This is a genomic window from Prosthecobacter fusiformis, from assembly GCF_004364345.1.
GTDB lineage: Bacteria > Verrucomicrobiota > Verrucomicrobiia > Verrucomicrobiales > Verrucomicrobiaceae > Prosthecobacter > Prosthecobacter fusiformis.
The window spans coordinates 224676-250004 of sequence record NZ_SOCA01000006.1; the positions used below are offsets into that span (position 1 = coordinate 224676).

At 58.2% G+C, this 25329-nt stretch carries 25 protein-coding genes; 8 read left to right on the plus strand and 17 right to left on the minus strand.

What is annotated here, in order from left to right:
* Nucleotides 1-46: 46 nt before the first annotated feature.
* From EI77_RS16095 to EI77_RS16110, 4 genes are all read right to left on the minus strand, one after another.
* Nucleotides 47-400: an HIT domain-containing protein gene (locus tag EI77_RS16095; protein WP_133796317.1), complete on the minus strand. Its 354-nt coding sequence runs from the start codon at nt 398-400 to the stop codon at nt 47-49.
* Nucleotides 401-508: 108 nt separating this feature from the next.
* Nucleotides 509-997 carry a transcriptional regulator NrdR gene (gene nrdR, locus EI77_RS16100; protein ID WP_133796318.1) on the minus strand — a complete coding sequence of 163 codons (489 nt, stop codon included), beginning with the start codon at nt 995-997 and terminating at the stop codon, nt 509-511.
* Nucleotides 998-1051: 54 nt separating this feature from the next.
* The gene (locus EI77_RS16105) at nt 1052-1825 is read right to left on the minus strand and encodes a rhomboid family protein (protein ID WP_133796319.1); all 774 of its coding nucleotides are present in this window, start codon (nt 1823-1825) and stop codon (nt 1052-1054) included.
* Between the two features lie 55 nt (nt 1826-1880).
* Nucleotides 1881-2747, minus strand: a complete 867-nt coding sequence (locus tag EI77_RS16110; RefSeq protein WP_166647297.1) for an FAD:protein FMN transferase — start codon at nt 2745-2747, stop codon at nt 1881-1883.
* 248 nt (nt 2748-2995) lie between these two features.
* Here EI77_RS16110 and EI77_RS16115 point away from each other — a divergent pair, with 248 nt between their 5' ends.
* On the plus strand, nt 2996-3781 hold the full coding sequence (locus tag EI77_RS16115; protein WP_133796321.1) for a PEP-CTERM sorting domain-containing protein: 786 nt from the start codon (nt 2996-2998) through the stop codon (nt 3779-3781).
* Between the two features lie 51 nt (nt 3782-3832).
* Here the strand turns inward: EI77_RS16115 and serA are convergent, their stop codons facing one another.
* From serA to EI77_RS16170, 11 genes are all read right to left on the minus strand, one after another.
* Nucleotides 3833-5443: a phosphoglycerate dehydrogenase gene (serA, locus tag EI77_RS16120; protein ID WP_133796322.1), complete on the minus strand. Its 1611-nt coding sequence runs from the start codon at nt 5441-5443 to the stop codon at nt 3833-3835.
* A 103-nt stretch (nt 5444-5546) separates the two neighbouring features.
* Nucleotides 5547-5723 (minus strand): type II toxin-antitoxin system RelE/ParE family toxin, encoded by a 177-nt coding sequence (locus EI77_RS24225; protein WP_133796356.1) that lies wholly within the window; start codon nt 5721-5723, stop codon nt 5547-5549.
* A gap of 109 nt (nt 5724-5832) precedes the next feature.
* Nucleotides 5833-6063, minus strand: coding sequence for a hypothetical protein (locus EI77_RS16130; RefSeq protein ID WP_133796323.1), 231 nt, complete (start codon nt 6061-6063; stop codon nt 5833-5835).
* Nucleotides 6064-6180: 117 nt separating this feature from the next.
* Nucleotides 6181-7161, minus strand: coding sequence for a 3-keto-disaccharide hydrolase (locus EI77_RS16135; protein WP_133796324.1), 981 nt, complete (start codon nt 7159-7161; stop codon nt 6181-6183).
* A 59-nt stretch (nt 7162-7220) separates the two neighbouring features.
* A complete protein-coding gene (locus EI77_RS16140; RefSeq protein ID WP_133796325.1) occupies nt 7221-8255 on the minus strand; it encodes a BPSS1187 family protein in 1035 nt (344 codons plus the stop codon).
* A 36-nt stretch (nt 8256-8291) separates the two neighbouring features.
* Nucleotides 8292-10838 (minus strand): PVC-type heme-binding CxxCH protein, encoded by a 2547-nt coding sequence (locus EI77_RS16145; RefSeq protein WP_133796326.1) that lies wholly within the window; start codon nt 10836-10838, stop codon nt 8292-8294.
* Between the two features lie 778 nt (nt 10839-11616).
* The gene (locus EI77_RS16150) at nt 11617-12459 is read right to left on the minus strand and encodes a prephenate dehydratase (RefSeq protein ID WP_133796327.1); all 843 of its coding nucleotides are present in this window, start codon (nt 12457-12459) and stop codon (nt 11617-11619) included.
* 237 nt (nt 12460-12696) lie between these two features.
* Nucleotides 12697-13377 (minus strand): hypothetical protein, encoded by a 681-nt coding sequence (locus tag EI77_RS16155; RefSeq protein WP_133796328.1) that lies wholly within the window; start codon nt 13375-13377, stop codon nt 12697-12699.
* 143 nt (nt 13378-13520) lie between these two features.
* On the minus strand, nt 13521-14903 hold the full coding sequence (locus tag EI77_RS16160; protein ID WP_133796329.1) for an APC family permease: 1383 nt from the start codon (nt 14901-14903) through the stop codon (nt 13521-13523).
* 79 nt (nt 14904-14982) lie between these two features.
* A complete protein-coding gene (locus EI77_RS16165) occupies nt 14983-18675 on the minus strand; it encodes a hydantoinase B/oxoprolinase family protein (RefSeq protein ID WP_166647298.1) in 3693 nt (1230 codons plus the stop codon).
* A 4-nt stretch (nt 18676-18679) separates the two neighbouring features.
* Nucleotides 18680-19369 carry a tetratricopeptide repeat protein gene (locus EI77_RS16170; RefSeq protein WP_133796331.1) on the minus strand — a complete coding sequence of 230 codons (690 nt, stop codon included), beginning with the start codon at nt 19367-19369 and terminating at the stop codon, nt 18680-18682.
* Nucleotides 19370-19576: 207 nt separating this feature from the next.
* Here EI77_RS16170 and EI77_RS16175 point away from each other — a divergent pair, with 207 nt between their 5' ends.
* The gene (locus EI77_RS16175; protein ID WP_133796332.1) at nt 19577-20596 is read left to right on the plus strand and encodes a cytochrome-c peroxidase; all 1020 of its coding nucleotides are present in this window, start codon (nt 19577-19579) and stop codon (nt 20594-20596) included.
* A 124-nt stretch (nt 20597-20720) separates the two neighbouring features.
* Nucleotides 20721-21914 carry a DegT/DnrJ/EryC1/StrS family aminotransferase gene (locus EI77_RS16180; RefSeq protein ID WP_133796333.1) on the plus strand — a complete coding sequence of 398 codons (1194 nt, stop codon included), beginning with the start codon at nt 20721-20723 and terminating at the stop codon, nt 21912-21914.
* On the opposite strand, the gene EI77_RS16185 is transcribed toward EI77_RS16180, so the two are convergent.
* Nucleotides 21904-22407: a GtrA family protein gene (locus EI77_RS16185; RefSeq protein ID WP_133796334.1), complete on the minus strand. Its 504-nt coding sequence runs from the start codon at nt 22405-22407 to the stop codon at nt 21904-21906. The two genes, EI77_RS16180 and EI77_RS16185, sit on opposite strands and share 11 nt — an antisense overlap.
* Before the next feature lie 110 nt (nt 22408-22517).
* Complete coding sequence (locus EI77_RS16190; protein WP_133796335.1) at nt 22518-22862, minus strand: glycine zipper domain-containing protein; 345 nt, start codon at nt 22860-22862, stop codon at nt 22518-22520.
* Between the two features lie 191 nt (nt 22863-23053).
* Between EI77_RS16190 and rpmJ the strand changes: the two genes are divergently transcribed.
* From rpmJ to EI77_RS16215, 5 genes are all read left to right on the plus strand, one after another.
* Nucleotides 23054-23167, plus strand: a complete 114-nt coding sequence (rpmJ, locus tag EI77_RS16195; RefSeq protein ID WP_133796336.1) for a 50S ribosomal protein L36 — start codon at nt 23054-23056, stop codon at nt 23165-23167.
* Nucleotides 23168-23200: 33 nt separating this feature from the next.
* Nucleotides 23201-23596, plus strand: a complete 396-nt coding sequence (rpsM, locus tag EI77_RS16200; protein WP_133796337.1) for a 30S ribosomal protein S13 — start codon at nt 23201-23203, stop codon at nt 23594-23596.
* Between the two features lie 37 nt (nt 23597-23633).
* Complete coding sequence (rpsK, locus tag EI77_RS23830) at nt 23634-24203, plus strand: 30S ribosomal protein S11 (RefSeq protein ID WP_133796338.1); 570 nt, start codon at nt 23634-23636, stop codon at nt 24201-24203.
* A gap of 27 nt (nt 24204-24230) precedes the next feature.
* Complete coding sequence (gene rpsD / locus EI77_RS16210; RefSeq protein ID WP_133796339.1) at nt 24231-24842, plus strand: 30S ribosomal protein S4; 612 nt, start codon at nt 24231-24233, stop codon at nt 24840-24842.
* A gap of 83 nt (nt 24843-24925) precedes the next feature.
* Nucleotides 24926-25240 carry a gamma-butyrobetaine hydroxylase-like domain-containing protein gene (locus EI77_RS16215; RefSeq protein ID WP_133796340.1) on the plus strand — a complete coding sequence of 105 codons (315 nt, stop codon included), beginning with the start codon at nt 24926-24928 and terminating at the stop codon, nt 25238-25240.
* Nucleotides 25241-25329: the final 89 nt, after the last annotated feature.

Consider the following 25329-nt stretch of genomic DNA (forward strand, 5'->3'; position numbering starts at 1 on the left):
ACATCGGAGCGAAAGTTGCGCCATCAGCGATTTTTTCTCTCGAACCTCAACCTGGAGGCCAGGCGAGGTCTCGGCCAGCGAGCAAATGAACGTGCAAATGCGGCACTGTTTCGCCCCCGTCCTTGCCATGATTGATGACCAGGCGGAAGCCTTTATCGCGGTCCTTGACGCCCAGTTTTTCCGCAATTTTTCCCGCAGCCAGCAGCAGCGCACCCAGAGTGGCCTGATCATCAGCTTCTGCTTCTCCTACACGGGGAATGACCTTCTTGGGGACAATTAGCACATGGATAGGAGCCTGCGGGGTGATGTCGTTGAAGGCGGCTACGAGGTCATCCTCATACACCAAAGGAGCCGGAATCTCCCGGTCCACAATTTTTTGGAAGATGGTTTTTTCAGACATCAGGAAAAGTGATGCGGGCACTCCTGCCTGCAAGGGAAAGCTCGCCACTGTGCACGTTTGTAACGGCCAAAATAAGCCCTCTGCAACCTCGCTAGCCGCCTCACCCGATCAATGAAACAACTCTTCCTGGCTAGTATCCCGTCCTCGGCGGGTACCCAGAGATTTGATTTCATCAATGAATTCGCCCACATCTTCAAACTGCCGGTAAACCGACGCATAGCGCACATAGGCCACATGGTCGATGCCTTCCAAGCGGCGCATCATTTTAGCTCCGATCACCGTGGAGGGGATTTCACGATAGCCTTCTTCTTCCAGTTCGCTGGCGATGTCATCGACCAGTTGCTCCAGTTGCTCCATCTTCACCGGGCGTTTTTCACAGGCCTTGCGCAGTCCTGACATCAGCTTTTCACGGTCGAAACTCTGCCGCGCTCCGTTGCGTTTCACCACTCGCAGTTCCTCCCGCTCCACGATTTCATAGGTGGTGAAACGGAAGTTGCACTTCATGCACTCTCGGCGGCGACGGATCGAGTGGCCCTCGCGTGCTTCGCGGGAGTCGATGACCTTGTCTTGGGAGCTACCGCATTTGGGACAGCGCATAGGTGGGAGACCAAGGTGACATCTTGCAACGAATTAGCAAGAGCAGCCTGCCCATCAGCCTAACTTTCGACATGACGAGCAAATTTCGTCCCCGTCATCCGTCACCCGGAAGTTCAGTGTCCGGTCATCCACATCCGTTTTCCCACAAACTTTGCATTGGTGAAAAAATGCGGCTCCCGACTGGGCTTCCTCAAAGCGTGCCCGGCGGTTGGCCGTCTTTGCTGAGTGCAGACGGCTGCGGACAAAGTCCGGCCCAAAGGCGATCCCATAATTCAGCAGACCGAAAAAGATCAGAATGATCTGGATGGGGGCACTGATCACACTGATCGCCAGCATCGCCGCAGTGAAAAAGGCCACCCATTTGATCTTCACTGGCAGGATGAAAAACAGCAGGATTTCTTCGTTCGGAAAAATCGTGGCAAAGGCGAACAAGGAGGCCAGATACAGCCAGGTGGTCGTCCCTTCATAGCCGAAAATAACTGCACCAATGGCCTGGAAGATCATGCCACCGATGACATACAGATTTACTTTGAACGCCCCCCAGGCCTCATCCAGCCCTCGACCGATCCACATCATGAACATGGCCCCGATGAGGGCAAAGAACAGATTGGTATTCGGGATAAAGTTATACGTGAATAGTCTCCAGACCTGGCCCTGCATCAGCAGATCCGGTTTCAAAGCCAGAAACTCCACATAGGGCTGACGCGCCTCAGGCGACAGAAACATGAAGATGCCCAGGGTGAAAAGTTGCAGGATCGCAATGGCCTGAAGGATGCCTGGTATGGCAAAACGGCCCAGTCGGGATTCAAGTCGGTCGATCAATGGCATGTGAGATGTTTATACGTCTAGCACCATCTCTCCGCGAATGCGAAAAGGGAATTCTTCACGGTTCCTCCAGCCAGATGACCCTCAGTCCCAGCCTCTCCGCCACTTGGCGTCCTTTAACCGGCCCCAGCACCATCAGCGCCGTGGCGTATCCGTCTGCCAGGGCACAGCTCGGGTGAATGACCGAGACGGAGACCAGCTTATGCTCGATAGGTCTTCCGGTATGCGGGTCCAGCAGGTGACTATACGTCCGGCCATCCTTTTCAAACCGGTGCCGATAGCTGCCGCTCGTCGCAATGCAGGTATTCGTCAGCGGTATCGTTTCCAGAGGCTCCCCACGCGCACCATCCGGGGCCTGAATACCCACCTGCCACGGCCCTCCCTCCCGGGAATACCCTGCCGCCGCCACCTCTCCACCGATTTCTAAAAGAAAGTTCTTTAGACCTTGAGCCTTGAGCATGGTGAGTAGTGCATCCATCGCATATCCTTCCGCGACGGAGGCCACATTGATCTGCACCCCTGACTGCGTCTTTTTTAAAGAGGGGGGTTGGATCTCGATCGCCAGCTTATCCCATCCAGTCTGGCTAAGCGCCTCACGGATTTCCTTGTCCGCAGGCACTTGAGCTGAATGCTGGGTGCGGCTAAAGCCCCAGAGAGCCACCAAGGGAGCTATCGTCACATCTAGGGCACCGCCTGTTTCTTCCGCAATCCGCCGGGCTAAGTCCACCGTTTCCGCTACCGAGGCGGGCACCGTCTGCCACTCTGTACTGGTATTCCGATTCCAGCGGCTCAGGTCAGACTTCTCGTCCCAATGTGAGATTTCTTTTTCCAACGAGTGGAGTTCATCACGAATGAGAGCTTCGATTTCACTGGACGTCGCCCCTGAAACAGGATCAGCGATTTGCAGGCTCCAGGTCGTTCCCATCGTGTTTCCATGCAGCAACTGAGACCCCTCTTGGCTACACCCAGCTATCAAAATGCAGCCCAAAACCGGGAGGCAGGCTAGAGAATTGAATAATGTATTCATAAAGCGTCAAAACGCAGGACTCAATGGAACAACACTGAGTTTAGAGCAGAGGCAACGAGGGTTTATTGTTTCGATTCGCTTAACAATCAGGATTTACGTTACTAATTAGAATTTGCAGGGGTGTCGAGTTGTGGCGATTATAGGATATGGTGTTTTCTTCTCAGCAGAATCAGCCCTTCGCTCAGCCAAGGAAGGCGAGCAAACGTGCGTTGTTAGCCGTCTTTTTCTGTGTACTCACTTGCATCACGGGGCATGCTCAGACGCTCAATTTGATCAGTGCTGATATCACCTATAGCATTCAAGGCGACTACACTCCTTCGGGATCGCCTGCTGAAAATATCAATTATGGCAGCACCTTGAATCTTCTGACTCAGCCTAACTTTGAATTTTCAGTTTCACCCTGGGGCGGTAGCATGGCCGTAGATTTTGACTTCGTAGGGGGCTCATCCACCGGTTTTTCGTTTAGCTTTCTGGGTCTATCTGGATTCGGAATTGGGAATTCAGCCTCCTATGATGTCTCGGCTGCCACCAGCTTCAATTACTCCATTCTATTTGAACTGGATTCCGCAGCACTGCTGGATTTAGGCATGAGCTACACAGGGTATACCAATTCTATGGCCTATTCTCCCCTCAGTCCGGGCAGAGACGCTTCGGTAACATTCGAATACTTCGGAACGAACGGGTGGGAAGTTTTGGCCTCTCATGACGGAACCTCATACATTACCCAAGCCGTGGACTTTTACCAGACCGTCGGCCCGGGCACTTACCGGCTTAGTGGCACTGGCCTTGCCCATGCAGGCGTTCTCGATGCGAATTCCAGCGTCAATATCTCCCCTGCACCCGTGCCTGAGCCTAGTGCGCTGCTGCTTCTGGGAATCACTGGCTGGCTAGTCGTGAACCGACGCAGCCGTTCCAGCAAATACCATGCATAACAAAAAGGCCGACGATTTCTCGTCGGCCTAAGTGGGGGAGGGAATAAGGTATTAAACCACCACGCAATGCACGCGGCTGATGCCTTCGATAGATTCCAGCTCGGCGATAACGGCCTGGCTTGGGGTTGAATCCAGGGTCAGCAGGGTCAGGGCGGTACCGCCTTCTTTGTTCCGGCTTAGGGACATGTCCGCGATGTTGATCTTGTGCTTGCCGAGGATCGTCGAGTAAGCGGCGATCATGCCGGGGCGGTCCTGGTTTTCGATCAGCAGCAGTGTGCCTTCGGGACGGGTTTCAATGTGACGGCCATTGACCTTGACGATGCGCGGCTCACCGGCAAAGAAGGTGCCGGCGATGCTGGCAGTTTCAGTTCCGTTGGAGGCCTGGACTTCGATCAGGTCGGTGAATTCGCTGGCGTCCGGCACGCGGCTTTCGGTGGTGCGCAGGCCCAGGCCTTCGGCCACGCCGTTAGCATTGATGTAGTTTACCTGCTCGGCACCGACAGCGCGTTCCAGGAAACCTTTGAGCACGGAGCGTGAAATGAGCGTGGTGTCTCCTGTTCCTACTTTGCCGCTGTAATTGATGCTGACGACATTGGAACGAGCAGGCGCGAACTGGGAAAGCAGGCGGCCGAGCAGTTCACCAAATTTGAGGAAGGGCCCCAGGTCGGCGAGTGTCTTCGGATCCACGTTGGGCATGTTAACCGCATTGACCACGGTGCCCTGAAGCAGGTGCGCCTTGATCACTTCGGCAATCTCAATACCCACGTTTTCCTGGGCTTCTTCAGTGGAAGCACCCAGGTGCGGGGTGAAGACGGTATTCGGAGCCTTCAGCAACGGATAGTCCGCAGGTGGCGGCTCGACTTCGAAGACGTCCAGAGCAGCACCGGCGATGGTACCGTTGGTCAGGGCCTCAGCCAGGGCGGCATCATCAATCAGACCACCACGGGCGCAGTTAATGATACGGCAGCTTTTCTTGAGCGAGGCCAGACGCTTCGCATTGATCATGTGCTTGGTCTCTGGTGTCAGAGGCATGTGCATCGTGATGTAGTCTGCCTGCACGATGGCGGCATCCAGGTCTTCACACAGTTCCACGCCCAGGCTTTCGGCGCGGTTCTTGGAAAGATAAGGGTCATAGGCCACCACACGCATGCCAAAGGCCTTGGCGCGCTTGGCGAATTCGGCTCCAATGCGGCCCATGCCGAGGACGACGAGGGTCTTACCATAGACTTCGGTACCCTGGAAGTTTTTGCGGTCCCACTTGCCGCTGACGATGGTCGCGTGGGCCTGGGGAGTCTTGCGGGAAAGAGCCATCATCAGGGTGAAGGCCTGCTCTGCCGTGGAAATCGTATTGCCACCGGGGGTATTCATGACCACCACGCCGCGCTTGCTAGCGACTGGGACATCAATGTTATCCACGCCGACGCCTGCACGGCCGACGACTTTGAGAAGAGGGGCTGCGTCGAGGACTTTGGAAGTCACTTTGGCACCGCTGCGGACGATGATCGCATGGGCGTCACGGGAGGCTTCCACCATGGCGTCTTCCGCCTTTAGGTCCATGTTCACCTCGACGGAAAAGGACGGCTCCGCTTTGAGGAGATCGATACCTTTGCTCGAAATAGGGTCGTTGTTACCGGCGATGAGAATCTTGAACTGCTGGGCCATAGGGGCGTTCAAGGTAGGCGGCTTTGCCAGGGAGGCAAGCGAGAGGTGAATCTCACGAAGGAATCCCACAGGGCGTCACTGGATGGCAGATGCCTTAAGCCGCTTACTTCCTTCCCGTGCCGTAATTGGGATGCCTTTTGTCGTGGCGGACAGACAGGATGCGCACACGATCTGCATGGACGCGATAGAAGATCGAGTATGGAAAGCGTTTAACATGAGCTTTCCGCCTGCCTGCACTCGCTTGAGGGAATGCGAGTGGGTTGATGAGATGGCATCCAATACCTGCGCAACCATTGCGAAAAACTCATCACCGAGGCCGTCTTTTCGTTCGTCATACCACGCACAGGCATCATCTACCTCCCTTTGCACAACATGGTGATACGTCAGTTTCACTTGGGAAGTCGAGATGCAAAGTGGGCCATGAAATCTTCATGGCTCATGTGAGCAGAAGCGTCCTGGTCAAGCTCCGCCTCACGTTGATTGAGCAATGTTTCGAACTCTTCATCCCCTTCGTGCTGCGCCGATCGTGTGGATTCCCAAAGATTGGAAGCCAGACGGCAGCGTTCACTGAACCCTAACTGCAACGCGGCGGACATCACGGATTCATAGGTGGCGCTCATGGATAAAAAGAACCTCAAAATGCCGGGCAAGCAACCTTGTTTTGTACCCCGGCAAAGAATGGCCCGCCTCCCTTTTTAGGGGGGCGGGCCAGAAGCGTTCGGTTCGATCAGTGTTGCCTATTTCACCACGGGGCGGAGGACGATGTTGCGGTAGTCCACGTTGGTGTGGTCGCCCTGGAGGAAGAGGGGGCCGGGTTTGAATTCGTCGCTGGTTAGGGCACCGCCGGTGCAGCCGAGGACGGGCTGGTTATCAATGATGTTTTTGCCATTGAGGATCACGGTCAGGTGGCGGTCCACGAGGGTGATGTCCATCGTCTGCCATTCACCAATCGGCTTTTCAGCGGCGACGGATGGGGTGATGCGGCTGTAGAGGCCGCCCATGTTATGCGGGTCCAGGGGCTTGCCGTAGGACTCAGCGACTTGGACTTCGTAAATGCCGCGGAGGTAGATGCCGCTATTGCTGTTTTTCTGGGTGCGGACTTCGAGCTTGAGGTTGAAGTCTTCGAATTCGGCGTCGGTGCGGAGGTTGCCGAAGTGCTTGTCCTTTTCTTTAACCACACGGTTGATCAGGGTGCCGTCTTCGACGCTCCAGCCGCTGAGGTCATCCGGCTTGATCAAGCGCCAGCCGGTGAGGTCCTTGCCATTGAACAGGGTGACGGGTTCACCAAACTTGACCTTGGCGAGATCCGGTGTAGCCGGGATGGCGGGGATGCGTTTGCCGGTGAAGGAGCCTTGGCCGAAAGGCTTGCCATCGGGTTTGGTCTTCACGGTGCTGCCGGTGAGGGTATCGCCGGAAACTTTGATGGTGAGGGTTTCCGTGGTGGTCGGGGCATCTGGCTTGTCTTTGGGCTTGGAGATGCGGGTGATGAGGAGGCTATCCCCTTCCAGTTTGGTGGTCTGTGTGGGGACCACGCTGCCGCCGCCCCAGAGGACGCTAGAGGAGAGGACACCTTCTTTTTCATCGACGCCGAGCCAGCCGGCACGGCCGCCGTCCAGGGTCAGAGCCCAGCGGCCCATGAAGGGGTTTTCAGCGGCCTGGGCAAAGGCGGTGAAGCCGAGGGTGGCCAGGAGAATAAGATGACGGCGTGAAGTGATCATAAAATGAAACGGGGTTGGAGTTCCTGGCAGATGAACTGATCAGGGGAGTAAAGAACAGATTATTTTTTCTGATCCTTCAGACAATCTTCATCCTGGGGGACGGCGGTGCCGGCTTGGTCCACGGGATGATTGAAGAGATAGTGCCAGACGGCTTCATGGAGGAACTCACCATTGGGGCCTTTAGCGGCGGCTTTGCCAGGGGTGACGGAGCTATGGGCCCGCTTGGCATCTCCTTTGACGTCGAAGTCCGTGGTCAGGCGGCGTGAGTTTGCAAAGGGCGGGGCGCTGCCATCCACTTCCACGATTGGGCCGAATTTATGCAGGCCTATCATTTCCCAGGAGCGGCAGTAGTGGTCGCCGCTCCAGCCGCCATCCAGAACGTGGCTGAAACCGAAGTAACGGTTTTCCGGTGTAGCGGAGGGGTAGCCCTGCCATTCGTCGAGCTGGTCACGCGGGCCGCAGAAGCAGACGACGCGACCCACTTTTTGATGCTTGGCAAAACGGGCAGAGCTGGTGGCCCCATGGGAGGCACCGGAGATGATGACCTTTTCCCAGTCGAGGCCATCGCCTTTTTCATTGAGGAACTGTTCCCATTTGCCCTGCGGATTTTCTTTGGCGAGGTATTTCACGAACTGAAAGGAGCGTTCCATCATGCTGTCCGGTTTTGGGATGGCGCAGAGGTCGGAGCTATCCACCCCGGTAGTCACTTCGAGGCGCATGTTGCCCAGGCTTTTGCCATCATCCCGACGCTCGTCCGGGATCATGCCAAACCATTTGTTCGCGTAGTGCACCTGGATGGCATGGATGCCATAGCTGTTCACCTTTTCAAACAAGGTGCCGTTGTAACCCATGAGCCAGATCATGAGTTTCCCCTGAGGGGCCACGCGTGTATCCACATTGGCATGCTCGATATCCTGCGGGGCTCCCTTTTTATCGGCGAATACAAACCCGATCTCCGGATGCTCCTTGGCCTCCGGATCAATCTCACTGGCGCGTTTAGTGATGTCATAACGTTGCGGGTTAGGATCATTAAACGCAGGGGCAGCGGCATGAGCCGAGAGCGCCAAGAAAGGCAGGAGAAGGAGGTATTTCATCGGTTGGGGTTGGGGCAGATCTGAATGGGGGAGGGACTACTTTTTCTTCGGTGGATTCAGCTCCTCGGAGGTCCACATGCCGACGCGGTCTTTGTATTGGGCGCGCAGCTTGGTGACGTCTTTCGGCTCGACCGGGGAGGCGTTGTGTTCCCATTCGCGACGGAGGTAGGTGACGACGCTGGCGATGTCATCATCGGTCAGATGGGGCAGAGGGGGCATGGCGAGGTTCCAGGTGCGGCCGCTGACCCTGACCGGACCGGCGAGGCCGTGAAGGACGATGCGGGTGGCGAACTCCGGCTTGCCGAGCACCCATTCGCTGTCCACGAGAGGTGGGGCCAGGCCATCAAGGCCATAGCCGTGAGGCTGGTGGCAGGCGGCGCAGAGACCGGCATAGATGACCTTTCCTTTTTCAAAACGTGCCTGCTGAGCTTCGTTAAGAGGAACGATTTTAGGTGGTTTGGGAGCGCCGGGTTTGCCTTCCCAGGCGAGGCGGCTGTCGATGCTGGCAAAATGAGAGGCGCTGCGGGTGGAGAGCAACTTTTTGAGCACGGCCAGAGATTCTGGTTCCTTGTCCAGCCAGAGCATTTTTGCTTTCACGGCAGACTTGGAGGAGCCGCTGGTGGTCGCGGAAAGTCCTTTTACAAGAATGGCCTGGGCGGCGCTGCCTTTCGGCAGGGATGCGGCCAGGGTGAGGGCGTTTTCAAAAGGCTGAGCCTTATTGGCCATGGCGATCAGATTGCCCAGCAGTTCCAGAACGGGGGAGGTGCTGGCCTTGTTATCATTGGTGGCCAGCTCGGCTACGAGTTTGGCAAAGGCATCTTCGCGCCCCCGAAGACCGGTCATAGCACCTTCTCGTGCGAGCAGATTGGATCCGGCACCGGAAGCGAGCAGCTTGGCCAGTGCGGCATCGGTATCCGGAAGGTTGATGGAGGACAGCTTGATGGCAAGCTGGGCACGTATAAGGGCATCGGTTTCGCTGGTCAGGGCCAGGAGTTCGGGGGCGAGGTCACGCCCGGCGAGGCGCACAGCGGCAGCTTTTAAACTGACATCGGTTTCCTTCAAGAGGCCGCGCAGGACATCCGGTGTAAGTGCGCCGAGACCATCGAGGGTCCACAGAGCATGAAGACGGGCGAGGGGCTTGGCGCTGGCGGATTGCAGCAGTTCGATGAGGGCCGGTGCGGCCTTGGCATCGGCGGATTCCACCAGGAGACGCTGAGCAGTGTCGCGGACCCAGCCGTTGGCGTGGCTGAGCATGGCGATGCGGTCTTCTGTTTCGGCAGGAACTTTGGTGGCTTTTACGGGGCTGTCGTTGTCCGGCACGATGCGCCAGATGCGGCCCATGTCATAGGGCTGGGCCAGCTTGCGGGCATCAATGTTAGCCAGCAAATAGTGGGTGAGGAAGCTGCTGTGCTGAATGATGCCGCGATACATGTCCACAATGTAAACAGAGCCATCCGGAGCATTGGTGGCCTGGACGGGGCGGAAGCGCTCGTCTGTGGAGGTCAGGAATTCGCGATCCTTTACGGCATGATTGGCGGTAACCATGCCGTCTTTTTCCGTGACGATCATGCGTTTGATGAGGTTGGCGGCAGGCTCGGGAATGAAGGCATTGCCATAGTAGGCTGGGGGGAAGGCTTCTCCGCGATAGATCAGCGCACCGCAGGTGGCGGTGGCCTTGGTCAGGGTGCCATCGGAGCGCAGGGTCTTGGCATCATAACCGCGGTTGACGCCCGGTGTCGCGTGGGAAGGCCACACGGTCTGGTCGATAGCGACCTTGGCATTCACACTGGTTGCATTGCGCAGCAGCGGGTTGCGGGAGAAGGCCTCCGTGGGCAGCAGGTCACAGCGCAGGAAGTCAGAGTTGTAGTTGAAATAAAGACGGCCCTGATCGTCCTGGCAGAGACCATACTGGCCACGGCCTAGGCCGGTATCCTTTTGCCAAACACCGCCGCGCAGGCGGAAGCGGCTGCTATAACCGGCGCTCCAGATGGCGTTATCCATGGCCCAGACGGGTGTATTGGCCATGTGCTCCGGCTGACCCCCGGCGGTACCGAAATCTGTGGCCACGATTTCCTTCAGGTCGGCCTTGCCGTCGCTATCGGTATCCTTGCAGAAATAAAGGTTAGGTGGAACTGCGACAAGGGCACCGCCATTGACGGCCATGACGGAGCGGGGCATGACGAGCTCGTCCAGAAAGACGGTGTCCTTGTCCATTTTACCGTCGCCATCGGTGTCTTCCAGCAGCTTGATGCGGCCAGTAGGTTCGTCTTCGGTGCTGCCTTCTTTATCACGCATGTAGCCGCGCATTTCCACGACATACAGGCGGCCCTGGTCATCGAAACTGATGGCGATGGGGGCTTCGATCATCGGCTCGGAGGCGACCAACTCCAGGCGGAATCCCTCTTCAATCTTGAAGGTCTTCATCGCTTCCTCTGGGGAGAGGGGAGCGGGAGGGGGAAGGTTGAACTTGATTTCGACCTCAGCCGGACCGGCGTTCTTCGTGTGCAATGCCAGTGCTGGCAGGCCGATCAGGCCCAATGCGGCGATGGCGAGGGTGGATTTTTTCAGGGTGGTGGAGGGCATGGGGGGAATTTTAAACGTTTAAAATGGGCGGATTTCGCAAGCAACCTGCTGGAATTATTCATGGTGCCCGATGAAATCCGAGGCTGGAATGTTGCGGGTCAGGGAATGTAAAAGCTGGGGGGTGTTATTTTTGGCGGGTGTGTTTTTGTAACCTTTTGGCTTTAGATGGGAAATGAGGCTGGGGAAGAATGGGGATCGATAAGAAGGGATGGGGATGAAATTCATTTTTTCCCCATCTGGGGATTTGTTGAGGGCAACCGATTGATTTTCAAAGGGTTAGGCATGGGGATTGGGTTCCCCATGAACTCCCCACGGGGACCTGGATGGGGAAGGATGAGCCAGGGATGATTTTCTGATGCTCCCGGCTTTTTGTCGTGTGAAGGAGCGAGCGTGCTGGCTGAAACTGCCCGGCGGGCGAGACTGAATGGGGGAGGCGGCAAGGACACGGGACGGGATAAAAAGCCTGAAATAACTTAACGGCAGCCAGTGCCAATGGCGACACCGCAAAGATGTTAATATCCATGAAGGATGAAAAGTGTGCAAGCGGCTGAAACCCGAGTTTGGAGGCCGATTTTTGACAATGGTGTGACGCTGGAAGAGGGCTATGCTAGCGAACGGGGGCTTCCGGCGTCCCGCTGGGACGCGACGCACTGTGGTGATTTGCCGCTTCTCGTCCGGTGGTTCCCGGTCGCTCCGCGACCTTCACCACCGGCTTCATTCCGTGCTCCCTCGGGGAGCGGGGCTAGCGAATTGAAGAAGGGCGCGGCCCTGGTGACCATCAGGATTCGAAGCGATGGCCGGCGGGGTAGGAGCCGAGGCTGCGGATGGAGGCTCCGTCGTTGAGGGTCTCGGCGAGGGCGCTCTGGACGTGGGGATCGGCGGGGGAGCCTTCGATTTCGATGTAAAAGCGGTATTTGTTAGGCTGGCCGCGGATGGGGCGGGACTCCAGGCGCTTCATGTTGATGGCACTATCGCTCAGCGGGGTGAGGAAGCGGCAGAGGCTGCCAGGGCGGTCGGGAAGCTCGACGACGAGAGCGGTTCGGTTGTTGGAGGTGCTGGCCGGATTGGCTGCGTGGCCTAACAAGAAGAACTGGGTAATGTTGGGGACCTCTCCAGCAATGGGGAAATGCAGGATGTCCAGGGAGTGACGCTGGGCGTTTTGACGAGGGCCAATGGCGGCCGCGCCTTCCTGGGTGGCGGCTTTTTCTGCGGCCTTGGCGGTGCTGGCTTCGACGATGCGCTTGGCGTCGGGATAGTTGGCTTTCAACCATTCATCGGAATGGAAGAAGGGCATGGCATGGGAGTGGATGGTTTTGATTTCCGCACAGTGCCGACCAAGGAGGGCGAGCTTTACATCCAGGGTGAGTTCTTCCAGGATGTGGAGGCCGCAGCGCTCGTCCACTAAACGGTCCACGGTATCGATGATGAAGCCACCGGAGGAGTTTTCGATGGGGACGATGCCGAGAGCCTGGGGGTGGGTGCGGATGAAATCAAAGACCTCAGAAATGCCAGCCAGGAGCTGTATCTGGGCATCTGGAAAACGCATCTGGGTGAGCAGGTGCGAAAAGCTGCCTTCAGGGCCAAGGCAGGCGAGGGTTTGGGGGTGTGATGCGTCTGTCATCCGTGCGGCCCATGCTCTACCGCAGGGAGGGGGAGGTCAAGGGGGCAACGGGGGGAATGATGGGGCAAACTGGGAGTTCAGTGCTCAGTGCTCAGTGCTCAGTGCTCAGTGCTCAGTGCTCAGTGCTCAGTGCTCAGTGCTCAGTGCTCAGTTTTGGGGGCGGCTTATGGGGCGTATGGGACCTATAAGGGGAAGATGGCTTTCTGGTGTGCGTTTCTGAAGGCGGGTGGCCAGGCTTTAAGCGCCGAGGCTGAGGTATTCGCGGACGGTGTGGTTCATGGCGCGGCGGGCAGGGGGGTAGGCCTGTGCGACGTGGGAGAGGGTGTCATCGAGGGCGAATTCTTCGGCCAGGGCGTGTTTGCCTGCGGCCTCGAGGTGGCTGACGACGACTTGCTCGTAGAATTCCAGATCCGGTGCACCCCGGCGCTGGGCGCGGCGGCGGAGGAAATCCGGGTAGAGGCTGGTGAGGACGAGGAACTGGTTCGCGCACTGCACGTGGATGAAGAAACGCTCGTGACTGCCGGCGTTCTCCAGGGCGGTGATGTAATCAATGCTGTAGAGGCTCTCCAACTTGCGCTCGGGCAGGTTTTGCGCGGCGGTGGCGGGAAGGCCAAAGTCTGCACACACGACGGCGATGTAATCGGCAATGGCGAGGTCATCCACGCCGACACGCTTGAGGGTGTGGCGGACGGTGATGAAGAAAAACAGCTCGGGGGAGAGGAAGGCAGCCTGTCGGCTAACCAAAAGCGCTTCAAAGAGTTTCGGGTGGTCGAGGATCATGCGGACGGCGTCCGGATCATCGAGAAGAGAAACGAGGCTTTCTTTTTCCCGCTGTGTGAGGGCCAAAGCATCTCGGATGAACTGCCAATCGGCAGACGTGAAACGATACCAGCAACCGGGGCGAGGGAACCTCATCATAGTATTGGGATTTTGGATTCGAGAGACATCCAAGCATTGGTCGTGCCAGGAGTGCCCATCCAGTTGGATGTGATGACGTCGATTTTTGTTCGACGTGATTTTCGAATCTTCCAAATACCTGGAAGAGGCGTGCGCGTGGGGGATCAGATGTCCACGGTCGGGGTGACGTCTTTGGGCTTGAGAACTCGGTAAAGCAGGAGGCTGATGCCGATGATGGCGATGGCGATGATGGGGGCGGTACGCTCAGCTTCGCCACCGGTGGTGAGTGCTGCCTGAAGACGAACGAAGATGAGAGCGGCGCAAACAAATGCACCCAGAGCAGGGATGATGAGGGGGACTTCGAAGCCGCCTTTTTCCTCACCCGGGCGCAGTTTTAGGACAACGAGGGAGATATTGACGACGGTGAAGACGGTGAGGAGGAGGAGCACGGTGGATTCCGCGAGCTGCTTGACACCGCCGCTGAGAATGAGGGCACTGACGATGAAGAAGAGGACGGCGATGGCTACGTGAGGAGAGTGGCGGACGGGATGAACTTTGGAAAGAATAGCAGGGAGGAGGCCCTGCTTGCTCATGCCATAAAGAAGACGGGAACCCATGATGTAATTGAGCAGGGCGGTATTGCCGATGGCGAAGATGGTGATGCCGACATAGACGCTATCAATGCCCTGAAACCAAGGGGCTGCGCGGTGGGCGACCTCCATGAGAGGGGTCTTGCTGGCGGCGAGCTCGCGCCAGGGGACGACGGAGACGGCGGTGATGGCGACGGCCATGTAAATGAGGGTGGCCAGGATCATGGCTCCGATGAGACCGAAGGGGATGTTGCGGCGCGGATTTTTGACTTCCTCGCTAACATTGAGGATGTCTTCAAAACCGATGAATGAATAGAAGGTTAGCACGGCCCCCTGCATGACGAGGGCGAGTGTGATGCCGGAGCCGGAGCCGCCTGCAACGGTGTCATTGGCCGTTTCAAAATAATCCACTCCGCCCCAGTAGCGTGCGCCGACGGCGATGATGAAGATGAGGCCTGAGGCTTCGACGACGGTGCAGACGATGTTTGCCCACATGCTCTCCCTCAAGCCGCGATAAATGATGCAACCGACGAGGAAGACGAGGGCGATGGCGACGAGCTTGATGGGCAGCTCCATATTGAGAGCACGGGCCAGGTTTTCAGCGATGGCCTGGGAACCGGTGGCCATGCTGGTGAGGCCGCTCATCATGACGGCGATGCCGACAACATAACTGAGCCAGGGCTTGCGAAGGGAGCGCTGGGTGACGTAAGCGGCACCGCCTGCGCGTGCATAACGGCTGCCCACGCAGGCATAAGAAAGGCCGGTGAGCATGGCGGCGAGGAGGGCCATGAGGAAGGCGAGCCAGACGGCATTGCCCAACGTTTCCGCGGCGCGGCCAATGAGGGCATAGATACCAGCACCGAGCATGGAGCCGAGGCCGTAAAAGAGAATCTGCCAGCCGCCGATGGTTTGCTTGAGCTCGGACGTGGGGGATGAAGCGGGAGTGTTTTCAGCCATGCGGATTCTTGGTTAGCGGATAATGGCCCAAGGGGGAAGGGGAAAAGATTCGGGTGGGGTGGAAAGGCAAGGCGGGCTTTTACGAGGTGATTTGCCCCCAGCCGCCGCCGCCAGGAGTCTCGATGCGGATGCGTTCGCCGGGCTGGACGGGGAAGCTGGTGCTGGAGGGCAAGATGGTGGAGTCCTGGCCTTGGATGAGAAACTGGCGGCCGCAAGAGCCGCCCTGGCCCCCCTCCAGACCGTAAGGCGCGGACTGGCGATGCTGAGTGAGGAGAGAGACGGTGAGGGGCTGGAGGAATTCGAACTCCCGAACGATGCCGTTGCCGCCGTGCCACTGACCGGTGCCACCGGAATGCTGGCGGATGGAGAATTCATGGAGACGCACGGGGTAGCGTTGCTCGATGATTTCGGGATCGGTGATGGCGGTATTTGTCATGTGGCTGTGCAGGGCATCGGCCCCGTGATAACCGGGACCTGCGCCGGTGCCGCCAGCGATGGTTTCATAATAACCGAAGCGGCCATCGCCGAACAAAAAGTTATTCATGGTGCCCTGGCTGCAGGCCTGGAGGCGGAAGGCGAGGAGGAGGGTATCCACCAGGCGCTGGCTGACCTCCACATTGCCGCCGACGACGGCGGGATCCTGGGCGGGGTCGCCAGTGAAGACGGGGTTTAGGAGGGTGCCCTTGGGCAAGATGATCTCGACTGGCTCCAGCAGGCCTTCGTTTAAAGGGAGGTCTTCCTGGAGGAGGAGGCGGAGGGTATAGAGGACGGCGCTGCTGACGATGGCGCGGGTAGCATTGAGATTGTGCGGATGGACAGGTGAGGTGCCGGTGAAGTCCAGGCGGAGGCGAGCGGGGGTGGGATGGGTGATGTGGACGCGGATGAGGGAGCCGTCGTCCAGCGTCTGCTGGGCCATGCCATCCTGGATGTGGGGGATCTGGCGCTGCATGACCTGGGCGCTGTGGGCGAGGATGGCGTCCAGGCATTCAAGAAGAGCCTGGGGGGAATCACCTGCGAGATCGCGAAGACGGTCTGCGCCGAGGAGGTTGGCGGCGAGCTGGGCGTGGAGATCGGCGAGGTTATCTGCTAGATTTCGGGTGGGGTAAGGGGAGGTGTTGAGCAGGGTGGCGATGGTTTCAAAACAGGACTGCCCGGCGCGGACGAGGTGCTGAGGTGAGATGACCACGCCTTCCTGGACAAGGGATGTGGCGGTGGCTGGCATGGAGCCAGGAGTGATGCCGCCGATCTCAGCATGGTGGGCGCGATTTGCCACGAAACCGAGGAGGGTGCCGGAGGAGTCAAAGGCGGGAGTGATGAGGGTGACATCCGGCAGGTGCGAGCCTCCATAGGCGGGATGATTGGTGATGAGGGTATCCCCAGGCTGAAGGGAAAAACCACGAGTGGCCTCGCGCACGCAGACGCCGAGGGCACCGAGGTGAACGGGGATGTGCGGAGCACTGGAAATGAGGCGACCGCTGGCATCCAGGAGAGCGCAGGAGAAGTCCAGGCGCTCGCGGATATTGGTGGAGATGGAGGTGCGGCAGAGGAGGGCCCCCATGTCTGTGACAATGCTGTGCAGGCGATGGCGTACGAGATCCCGAGAAAGGGGCTGGACGTGGGGCTCAGATGGAGCGGCGGTTTGGCTGCGGGTGAGGATGTGAGAGAAGCCGGGCACATGAGCAGCCTGCCAACCGGAGGAGACGACGAGGGTGCTGAACGCATCCTGAATGAGGAGGGGGCCGATGCCGAGAGGGATCTCAGGGGGAGTGGTAGGTAGGGCTATGGAAGCGGGCTGGAAGGAGACAACGACGCGGAGGCTGACAAGCTCGATGATCCGATGGGATGGCGGGGTATAACCAAAAAGACGTTCGTATGATTGGCGGTATCGAAGGGGCAAATCGGAGGATTTTTCAAAGGCGACTTGAATAGGGGTGTCCTGGCCGCGCAGGCGAAGCTCGGCAAGGAGGGACGATGGGTGGGCCTGGCCATGCGGGAGGGTATCCATGGCGGCTTTGAGTGCGGTGGTGGCTTCGGTGATGAGTTCTCCGATCCAGCCGTCCACATGGTCCAGGCATTCATCCAGGGGGCGGAGTACTTGTTTTTCCGCCAACCTTTCCGGCACGGCCTGATGCAGGCCGACGGCGCTGAGGATGCCTGCATTTTCCGGGGCAAGAATGGTGGTGATGCCCAGGCGATCCGCGACGGCACAGGCGTGCTGGGGACCGGCACCGCCGAAGGCGAGGAGGGCGTAATCGCGGGGGTCGTATCCCTCGGCGACGGAGATGCGGCGGATGGCATCGGCCATGTGCTCAACGGCGAGGTTCAGGCAGGCATGGAGGAGTTCATCCTGGTCACTGAAACCGGTGCTGAGGGAGAAAAGTTCGCTCAGGCGGTTGCGGCCTGCATCGGCATCCAGGGGGATGGGGGCTCGGGAGGGATCAAAGCGGCCTAACAAAAGATTCACATCGGTGATGGTCAGCGGGCCGCCGCGTCCATAGCAGGCGGGGCCGGGATGGGAGCCTGCGCTTTCCGGCCCGACGGCGAGGCCGTGCGGTGTCCACTGGCAGATGGAGCCGCCGCCTGCGGCCACGGTTTCAATGGCGACGCAGGGGGCGAGTAATTGCATGCCGGCGACGTTTTGGCTAAAGCGGTAGCCTGGGCGTCCGTCGATGCGGGCGACATCTGTACTGGTGCCGCCCATGTCCAGTGTGAGGATGCGCCGGTGGCCCAGGCTGGCGGCGGCATTGGCTGCGCCGAGGGCACCGCCTGCGGGGCCGCTGAGCAAGAGGTCTTTGGGCCGGATGGCGGTGGTGGATTCGAGTCCGCCGGCGGAGTTTAGAATGGACAGTGAGGAGCCTGAGAGCGGACGAGCGACGCCCTGAATGAAGGCCTCCACGGGGCCGGTGAGGTAGGCATTGGCGACGGCGCTTTGCGCACGCGGGAGGATCTTGGTGAAGGGGGCGATCTGGCTGGAAAGAGTGACGTGGGTGAAGCCTGCGGCAAGGAGCAGTGCCGCGACACGATCTTCATGCTGGGGATGGGCGTAGCTATGAAGAAGGGCGACTGCGGCATGACGGTAGCCTTTTGAAACGAAGGCCTGAGCCTGGGCTATGACGGCGGCTTCATCCAGGGAGAGGATCAAGTGGCCGTCGGTGGCGATGCGCTCTGGTACCTCTGCAATGGCAGCACAGAAGATGGGGCGCGGCTCATGCTGGAGGGCAAAGAGGTCGCTGCGACGTTGGTCGCCGATTTTGAGGAGGTCGCCGAAACCCTGGGTGATGAAGAAGGCGGTGGGGGAGCCTTTGCGCTCCAGCAGGGCATTGGTGGCGCGGGTGGTGGCGAGACGGAGCTCCAGGGGAGGGAATGGCTGGCCTAACGGGGTGTGTGTCAAAAGGCGCGTGGCCAGGACGGGGGCTTCCTCGCCCGTGGTGAGATCGATGAGGAAAGGCGGCAGCGGGAGGTCGGTGGCGGAATGGGCGATCTCCAGCAGGCTTTGATTGGGGGCTGATGCGTTTGTTTGCCGATGGCCGGTGACTGAAAAGGGGATGCCCTCGCCTGAGGTGCCAATGATGACGCCATGGAAGCCTTTATAAAACCCAGCGGCCATCAAGGGCAGGCCTTCGATGCACCATTGATCAGGTGCTGGGCAGGCGATGACGCGAACACGGAGGACGCCGGTGGATAGAACTTTGCAGCGAGTCTCGACTCCTTGCGGATCTTGGGCAAAGGCATCGGTAAAAGTGCCGCCGGTGTCGGTCGCGATGCGCCACATAGGGTTATTTTTTTTCTGGAGGTGGGGAGTTGGTTCCGGGGAGCAATTCGGACTCGACCAAGGCATCCATGTAAGCGGCGGATTGTCCGGGTTTATAGATTTTTGCAGCTTTGGCGATCCATTCCCTGGAGGTGGTTTCTTCATTGCGGCCAGAGGCGATGGCGGCCTTGCTATAATAATAAGCCGGGGTGTCATCCATGAAGGTGAAATGATCCTTCAAAGTTTTTTCGGCCTGCTCGTATTGATCCATCTGTACTTCACAGATGAGGCGCTTAAAGAGAGTCAGGTGACGAACCTGGAGCTGTAAATCGGGGAGATCATCCAGCAATTTTTGCAGGGCGGCGGAGGCTGCGGGCCAGTCCTTTTTGACGAAGAGGAGTTCCGCTTTGTTGAAGCGAGGAGCAAGGGCGGATGGCTGGATGGCGGCTGCTTTATCAAGCTGCTGGGCAGCCTTGTCAAAATCACGCAGGGCAGGGGTGAGATACAGGGAGCCGCGCATGTTATAAACATCCGCCAAGCCAGGGGCGAGGGCTTCGATTTCGTCGAGTTTTTTCAGGGCTTCCTGATAACGCTCCTGCTTCTGCAACTGATAGGTTTCCTGGAGCATGGCCTGGACCTCCAGAGATGGCTTAGGCTCCGCAGAAACCAAGGTGGCTGACAGGAGCGTGAGCAGGAAAACGCGGGATAAAGTCATGCAGTGGCCAGCTTACTGCCGGGTGACAGGCAGGCAAGGGAAAGGCATGGGGGACACCGCAAAAGATGAGAGGGTGATGCCAAATCCGGGCTGGTTTTTAACAAAGCAAGGTGAGTGGAGAGGGGACTTCAGGGCGATCTTTAAATTGCAGAAATCAAAGCAACTCCGGGTGCGTGGCTTACGCCCCCAATCCCCCCCCGATAAACCATGAAGACCACCCTGCTCATTACTTCCTCCCTATTGTCACTGATGGCCTCGGCTGCATTTGCAGATGCGCTGTCGGATTCTTATCTGGCGATGTTCAAGCCGCTGCCTGAAGTGGCCCCATCCCAGGACAATGAGCTCACGGAAGCGAAGACCAATCTGGGCCGGATGCTGTACTACGAGACACGCCTTTCAAAGAACGGCAAAATGTCCTGCAACAGTTGCCACATGCTGGATAAATTTGGTCAGGATAATCTGCCCTTTTCCCCGGGGCATGAAGGCAAGCTAGGAGGGCGGAGTTCGCCCACGGTTTACAATGCGGCGCTGCACATCGCGCAATTCTGGGATGGGCGTGCGACGACGGTGGAGGAGCAGGCCAAAGGGCCGGTGCTGAATCCGGTGGAAATGGGCATGGCCAGTGCGAATGACGTGGTGGCTGTGCTGAAGTCCATCCCTGGCTATGTTGAGGCGTTTAAAGCTGCGTTTCCAGGCGAAGCGGAGCCTGTGAACTATGACAATTTTGGCAAGGCCGTCGGTGCCTTTGAGCGCAGACTCGTGACGCCATCCCGCTGGGACGACTATCTGAGAGGACGCAAGGAGGCGCTGACCGTGGACGAGCAAAAGGGGTATGAAACCTTTGCCAAAGCTGGCTGTGCGACCTGCCATAATGGCCCGGCCATCGGCGGGGCGATGTATCATAAGCTGGGACTGGTGAAGGCCTGGCCGGGACTGAAGGATCTGGGGCGCTATGAGGCGACGCACGTAGATGGCGACAAGCATTTCTTCAAAGTATCCGGTCTGCGTAACGTGACCGAAACGGGTCCCTATCTGCATGATGGCTCCGTGAAGACCCTGGAAGATATGGTGAGGATGATGGGTGAGCACCAACTGGGCAAGATGCTGACGGATGAAGAGACAGCCAGCATCGTGACCTTCCTGAAATCTTTAAAAGGAGAGATCCCCAAAGAATACATCGCCCAGCCGAAACTGCCTGCTAGCGGACCGAATACCCCGAAGGCCTGATGTGAGGCTGAGTGGAAAGGCAAGAGCGCCTCGCTGGCTACGGTCAGGCGCTTTTATTTTCCCCAGGAACGGGCTTTGTTGATCCTTGACCACAGCGACTTGCCCTCTGAGTTTCCACGAACTCATGTCCGTCCCGCTCCTCGACGTCAACGCCCAGAATATCCCTCTCGAATCTGAACTCCAGGCCGCGTTCACGCGTGTGCTGCAGCACGGTCGCTTCATCATGGGGCCGGAGATGGAGGTGTTTGAAAAAGAAATCGCCGAGATGGTGGGTGTGAAGCATGCGCTGGCTGTTTCCTCAGGCACCGATGCGCTTTTGCTCGCGCTCATGGCGCTGGACATCGGTCCAGGGGATGAGGTGCTGTGCCCGGCCTTCACCTTTTTCGCCACGGCAGGGGCGGTGTCCCGCCTGGGGGCGATACCTGTTTTTACAGACATTTGCCCCATCTGCTTCAACCTGGATGTCAATGACGCGCGGGCAAAGATCACGGAGAAAACGAAAGCAATCATCCCGGTGCATCTTTTTGGTCAAAGCGCCGACATGGATGCCATCCTGGCGCTGGCTGAGGAAAAAGGCCTGCGGGTCATTGAAGACGGAGCTCAGGCGATTGGGGCGGAGTATAAGGGCCGTGGGTGCGGGTCCATGGGGGACTTTGGCGCGTATAGCTTTTTCCCCAGCAAAAATCTGGGCGGCTTTGGCGATGGTGGCATGCTGGTGACCAATGATGATGCGCTGGCCGAATTTGCCCGGGTGCTGCGCGTGCATGGCTCAAAGCCGAAGTACTACCATCACTACGTGGGCGGCAATTTCCGCATGGATACGCTGCAATGCGCGCTGCTGAGCGTGAAGGTGAAGCGCTATGCTGAATACACGGCCCAGCGTCAGGCCAATGCGGCCCACTATACAGAGGCACTGTCAAAACTGCCGGGCGTGGTGCAGGCGGATCCCTCCCATTGTAAATGCTTGAGCAGCCAGGATGCCTGGCTGGCAGGGCAGGAGGCCCGCATCGTGCTGCCTGTGGGCTATGCGCACAATACGCATATCTGGAACCAATATACCCTGCGGGTGATTGGAGCCGGGCAGCGTGATGGCCTGCGTGATTATTTACAAAAAGCAGGCATCGGCTGCGAGATCTATTATCCGCTGACCCTAGACCAGCAGCCCTGCTTTGCCGACCTGCCCGAGGCGTCTTTGAGCGGCTGTGAAGTCTCTCACAGGATGGCCCAGGAGGTCATCAGCCTGCCCATCTATGGTGAGCTGACAGAAGCCCAGCGCCTGGAGGTCATTGCTGGCATCGCTAGCTGGCTCAGTGCTTGAAGATAAAGAGCTTTCGGCAGACGTAATTGATCAGCACGGAAGTGACCGCCATGCTGCCCTGGGCGATCCAGGTGCTGATGCCAAAGACCTTGATCAGCCAGGGGCCTGCCAGCAGGCCGCCGCTGAAGCTAATGGCGCTGATGATGAAGAAGCTGGCGATCTCCACCGTGCGGCTATGGCGACCGGACTTGAACACCCACATGATGTTGGTGACATAGGCCACTGTGGTGCTGAAAAACACAGCGATAAGATTGCTAATGGCCGTATTCATCGCCCGGGTGGCATCCGGCAGCGAATGATCAAAGGCTGGAAAGACCCACATGGACAGGGGAAACCAGATGAGCTGATGGGTGATGAAGGCACCCAGGCCGCAGATCCCGTATTTGATGAACTGCAGCAGCGGATGTGCATCGCGGGAGTTCACATGGGCCAAGATGGTGCGCCAGTCATTGTCGCGGACGAACTGGGTGAGGGAGCTGAGCTGGGCGAACATAAAAGGAGAGTCGCTGTACTCACGCTGCCTTTCTTCAAGAGCACAAGAAACAAAAAACGCGACCGGGAGCACCGGGCGCGTTTCTGAAGGAGTGATCCTGAGAGGGCAGATCAATAGGGATTGCCGTAATACGGCTGGCCATTTTGATAGTAACCGGAGGGGCGGCGCTGCTGGCCACGGTAGCCCTGGTCATAACCCTGATTGTTGTAGCCTTGGTTGTTATAATACTGCGCGTTGCGCTGGTCCTGGGAGTTGCCGATGGCGTTACCGCCGAGGGCACCCAAGCCGGCACCGATGGCTGCGCCTTCCAGGCCACGGCCACTCTGATTGCCAATAATACCGCCGACAGCGGCACCACCGAGGGCACCGACGACAGTGCCTGTTTGGGCGTTAGGCCCCGTGGCGCAAGAGACAAGGCTGAGGGCCGCGAGGAGGGAGAGAATTATCGATTTCATGCTTGGTTAAGTGACTTGTTAGTCGAGGCGAGAATACGTCTTGTTCATCGCAAAGGTCAAAACTTTGCAAAAAACAGTTTGGCCCCAGAACCGCGAAAAAGTCGGCGGTACACAAAAAACAAAGTTGCGCGAGGCCGCTGGTGTGTTAGGACTTCCGACTCCCCCGCCCACTAACAGGGCGCCGACCTCTTATGCGTGTCCGTACATCTGTCAAACCTCTCTGCGAACTTTGCCGCGTTATCCGCCGCAAAGGCGTGGTCCGCGTCGTCTGCAAAAACCCACGCCACAAGCAGCGTCAGGGTTAATTAGCATATCCCTTTTTTAAGCACCTTCTGATTATGGCACGCCTACTTGGAGTCGAAATCCCGAACGAAAAGAAGATCGAATATTCCCTGCCTTATATTTATGGCATCGGTCTTCCCCTGAGCCGCAAGATTCTTGCCGCCAGCAACATTGATCCTAACGTCCGGGCCGGAGAGCTGACGGATGACCAGATCGCTCTCATCACCCAGGTGATCCAGGGCATGGCCATCGTCTATGAAGGTGACCTTCGCCGTGAGCAGGGCATGCACATGAAGCGCCTGCTGGGCATCAACTGCTACCGCGCCACCCGTCACCGTCGTGGTCTGCCAGTTCGCGGTCAGCGCACACACACCAATTCCCGCACTCGCAAAGGTCCTCGTAAGACCGTCGGTGCACAGAGCAAGCCTGGTGCCAAGAAGGGCAAGGTCTAAACCCTAGATTTCAGGTTCAACCTCCTTATTTCGTATTATGGCAGAAGAAACAACAACTCCGGCAGTGGCTCCTGAAGCCCCAGCCCCAGAAGCTGCTCCAGCTCCGGCCGCCGCCGCAGCACCAGCAGCTCCCGCCGCCCCAGGTGCTGACAAGCAGCCAACCAGTGGTGACCGTGCAGTGTCCCAGAGCGTGTGGCTCGAAATCGGTGCTGGTGACGGCACTGAATCCGCCAAGGTCATCAAGGCCAAGGGTTCTAAGAACGTCTCCGCCGGGATCGTTCACGTCCGTTCCAGCTTCAACAACACGATGGTCTCCATCACGGACCGTGGCGGCAACCTCATTGGTTGGTCCACCTCCGGTAAAATGGGCTTCCGTGGTTCCCGTAAAGGCACCGCTTATGCAGCTCAGGTCGTCGCTCAGGATGCTTGCCGTCAGGCCATGAGTCACGGCCTCCGCGAAGTTGAAGTCCGTCTGCGCGGCCCAGGTTCTGGCCGTGAGTCCGCTGTCCGTGCCATCCAGGCCATGGGCGTCGAGGTCACCGTCATCAAAGACGCTACCCCGATCCCTCACAACGGTTGCCGCCCACCAAAGGCACGCCGCGTCTAATCTCGTTCTCCCCCGCATCTTACCCGTATGGCACGTTACACAGGTCCCCGCGAAAAGATCGCCCGTCGTTTTGGCGTCGCGCTTTTCGGTCCTTCCAAATCCCTCGAAACCCGCAACTTCCCACCAGGGCAGCATGGCGTTAAGAATTCCCGCCGCAAAAACTCTGATTACGCGGTCGCTCTGATCGAAAAGCAGAAGCTGCGTTTCCAGTATGGCGTGCTTGAAAAGCAGTTCCGCCTCACTTTCGCCGAAGCTCAGCGCCGTAAGGGTGTGACCGGTGAAAACCTGCTTCAGATGCTGGAATCCCGTCTCGACAACGTGGTTTACCGCTTCGGCTTCGCGAACACCCGTTTCGCCTCCCGTCAGCTCGTCAGCCATCGCCACATCACGGTGAATGGTAAGATCGTCAACATCGCCAGCTACCAGGTGAAGCCTGGTGACGTGATCGCTGCCAAGCAGTCTCCTCGCTCCCAGCAGCTTGTTGGTCGTTTCCTTGAAATGACTCTCGGCAATCCTAGCCCTGATTGGGTGACGGTAGATCGCGACAAGATGTCCGGTGTTTTCAACCGTGCTCCGATCCGTGACGAGATCAACCCGATTGCCAATGAGCAGCTCGTGGTGGAACTCTACTCCCGTTAATCAGCGGAGTCTTCCAGACAACCTCTTCGAAAGGGACGCCTCGCGGCGTCCCTTTTTCGTAATTTACTTCTCTCCGCCTTCTCATGATCACTCCCGAGCATCTCGAAATCATTGGCCCCGAGCTGGCTATACGCTGGTCCGACCAGTCTGAAGATTACATCCTATGCGAACGTCTGCGTGCGTGGTCGCCCAGCGCGGAAAATACCGGGGAGCGAGATCTTCTGGGGAAAAAGTACGGCGGCACAGACCAGAAAACCTTCCCCGGGGTGACCATCCGCAACTGGCGGATCATTGGCGGGTACGCCATTCAGTTTGATTTTTCTGACGGCCACAACACGGGCCTCTATACCTTTGATTACCTCAAGGCGCTCTGCCGTGAGGGGGCGAAGGGCGATTAGCAGGAATCAGGATGGCCCATTTTCGGAAATGGTAGACCAGGGATGTGCGTGCAGGCTGCTCTTTTCTTAATACCGATGTGAGTTCGCTG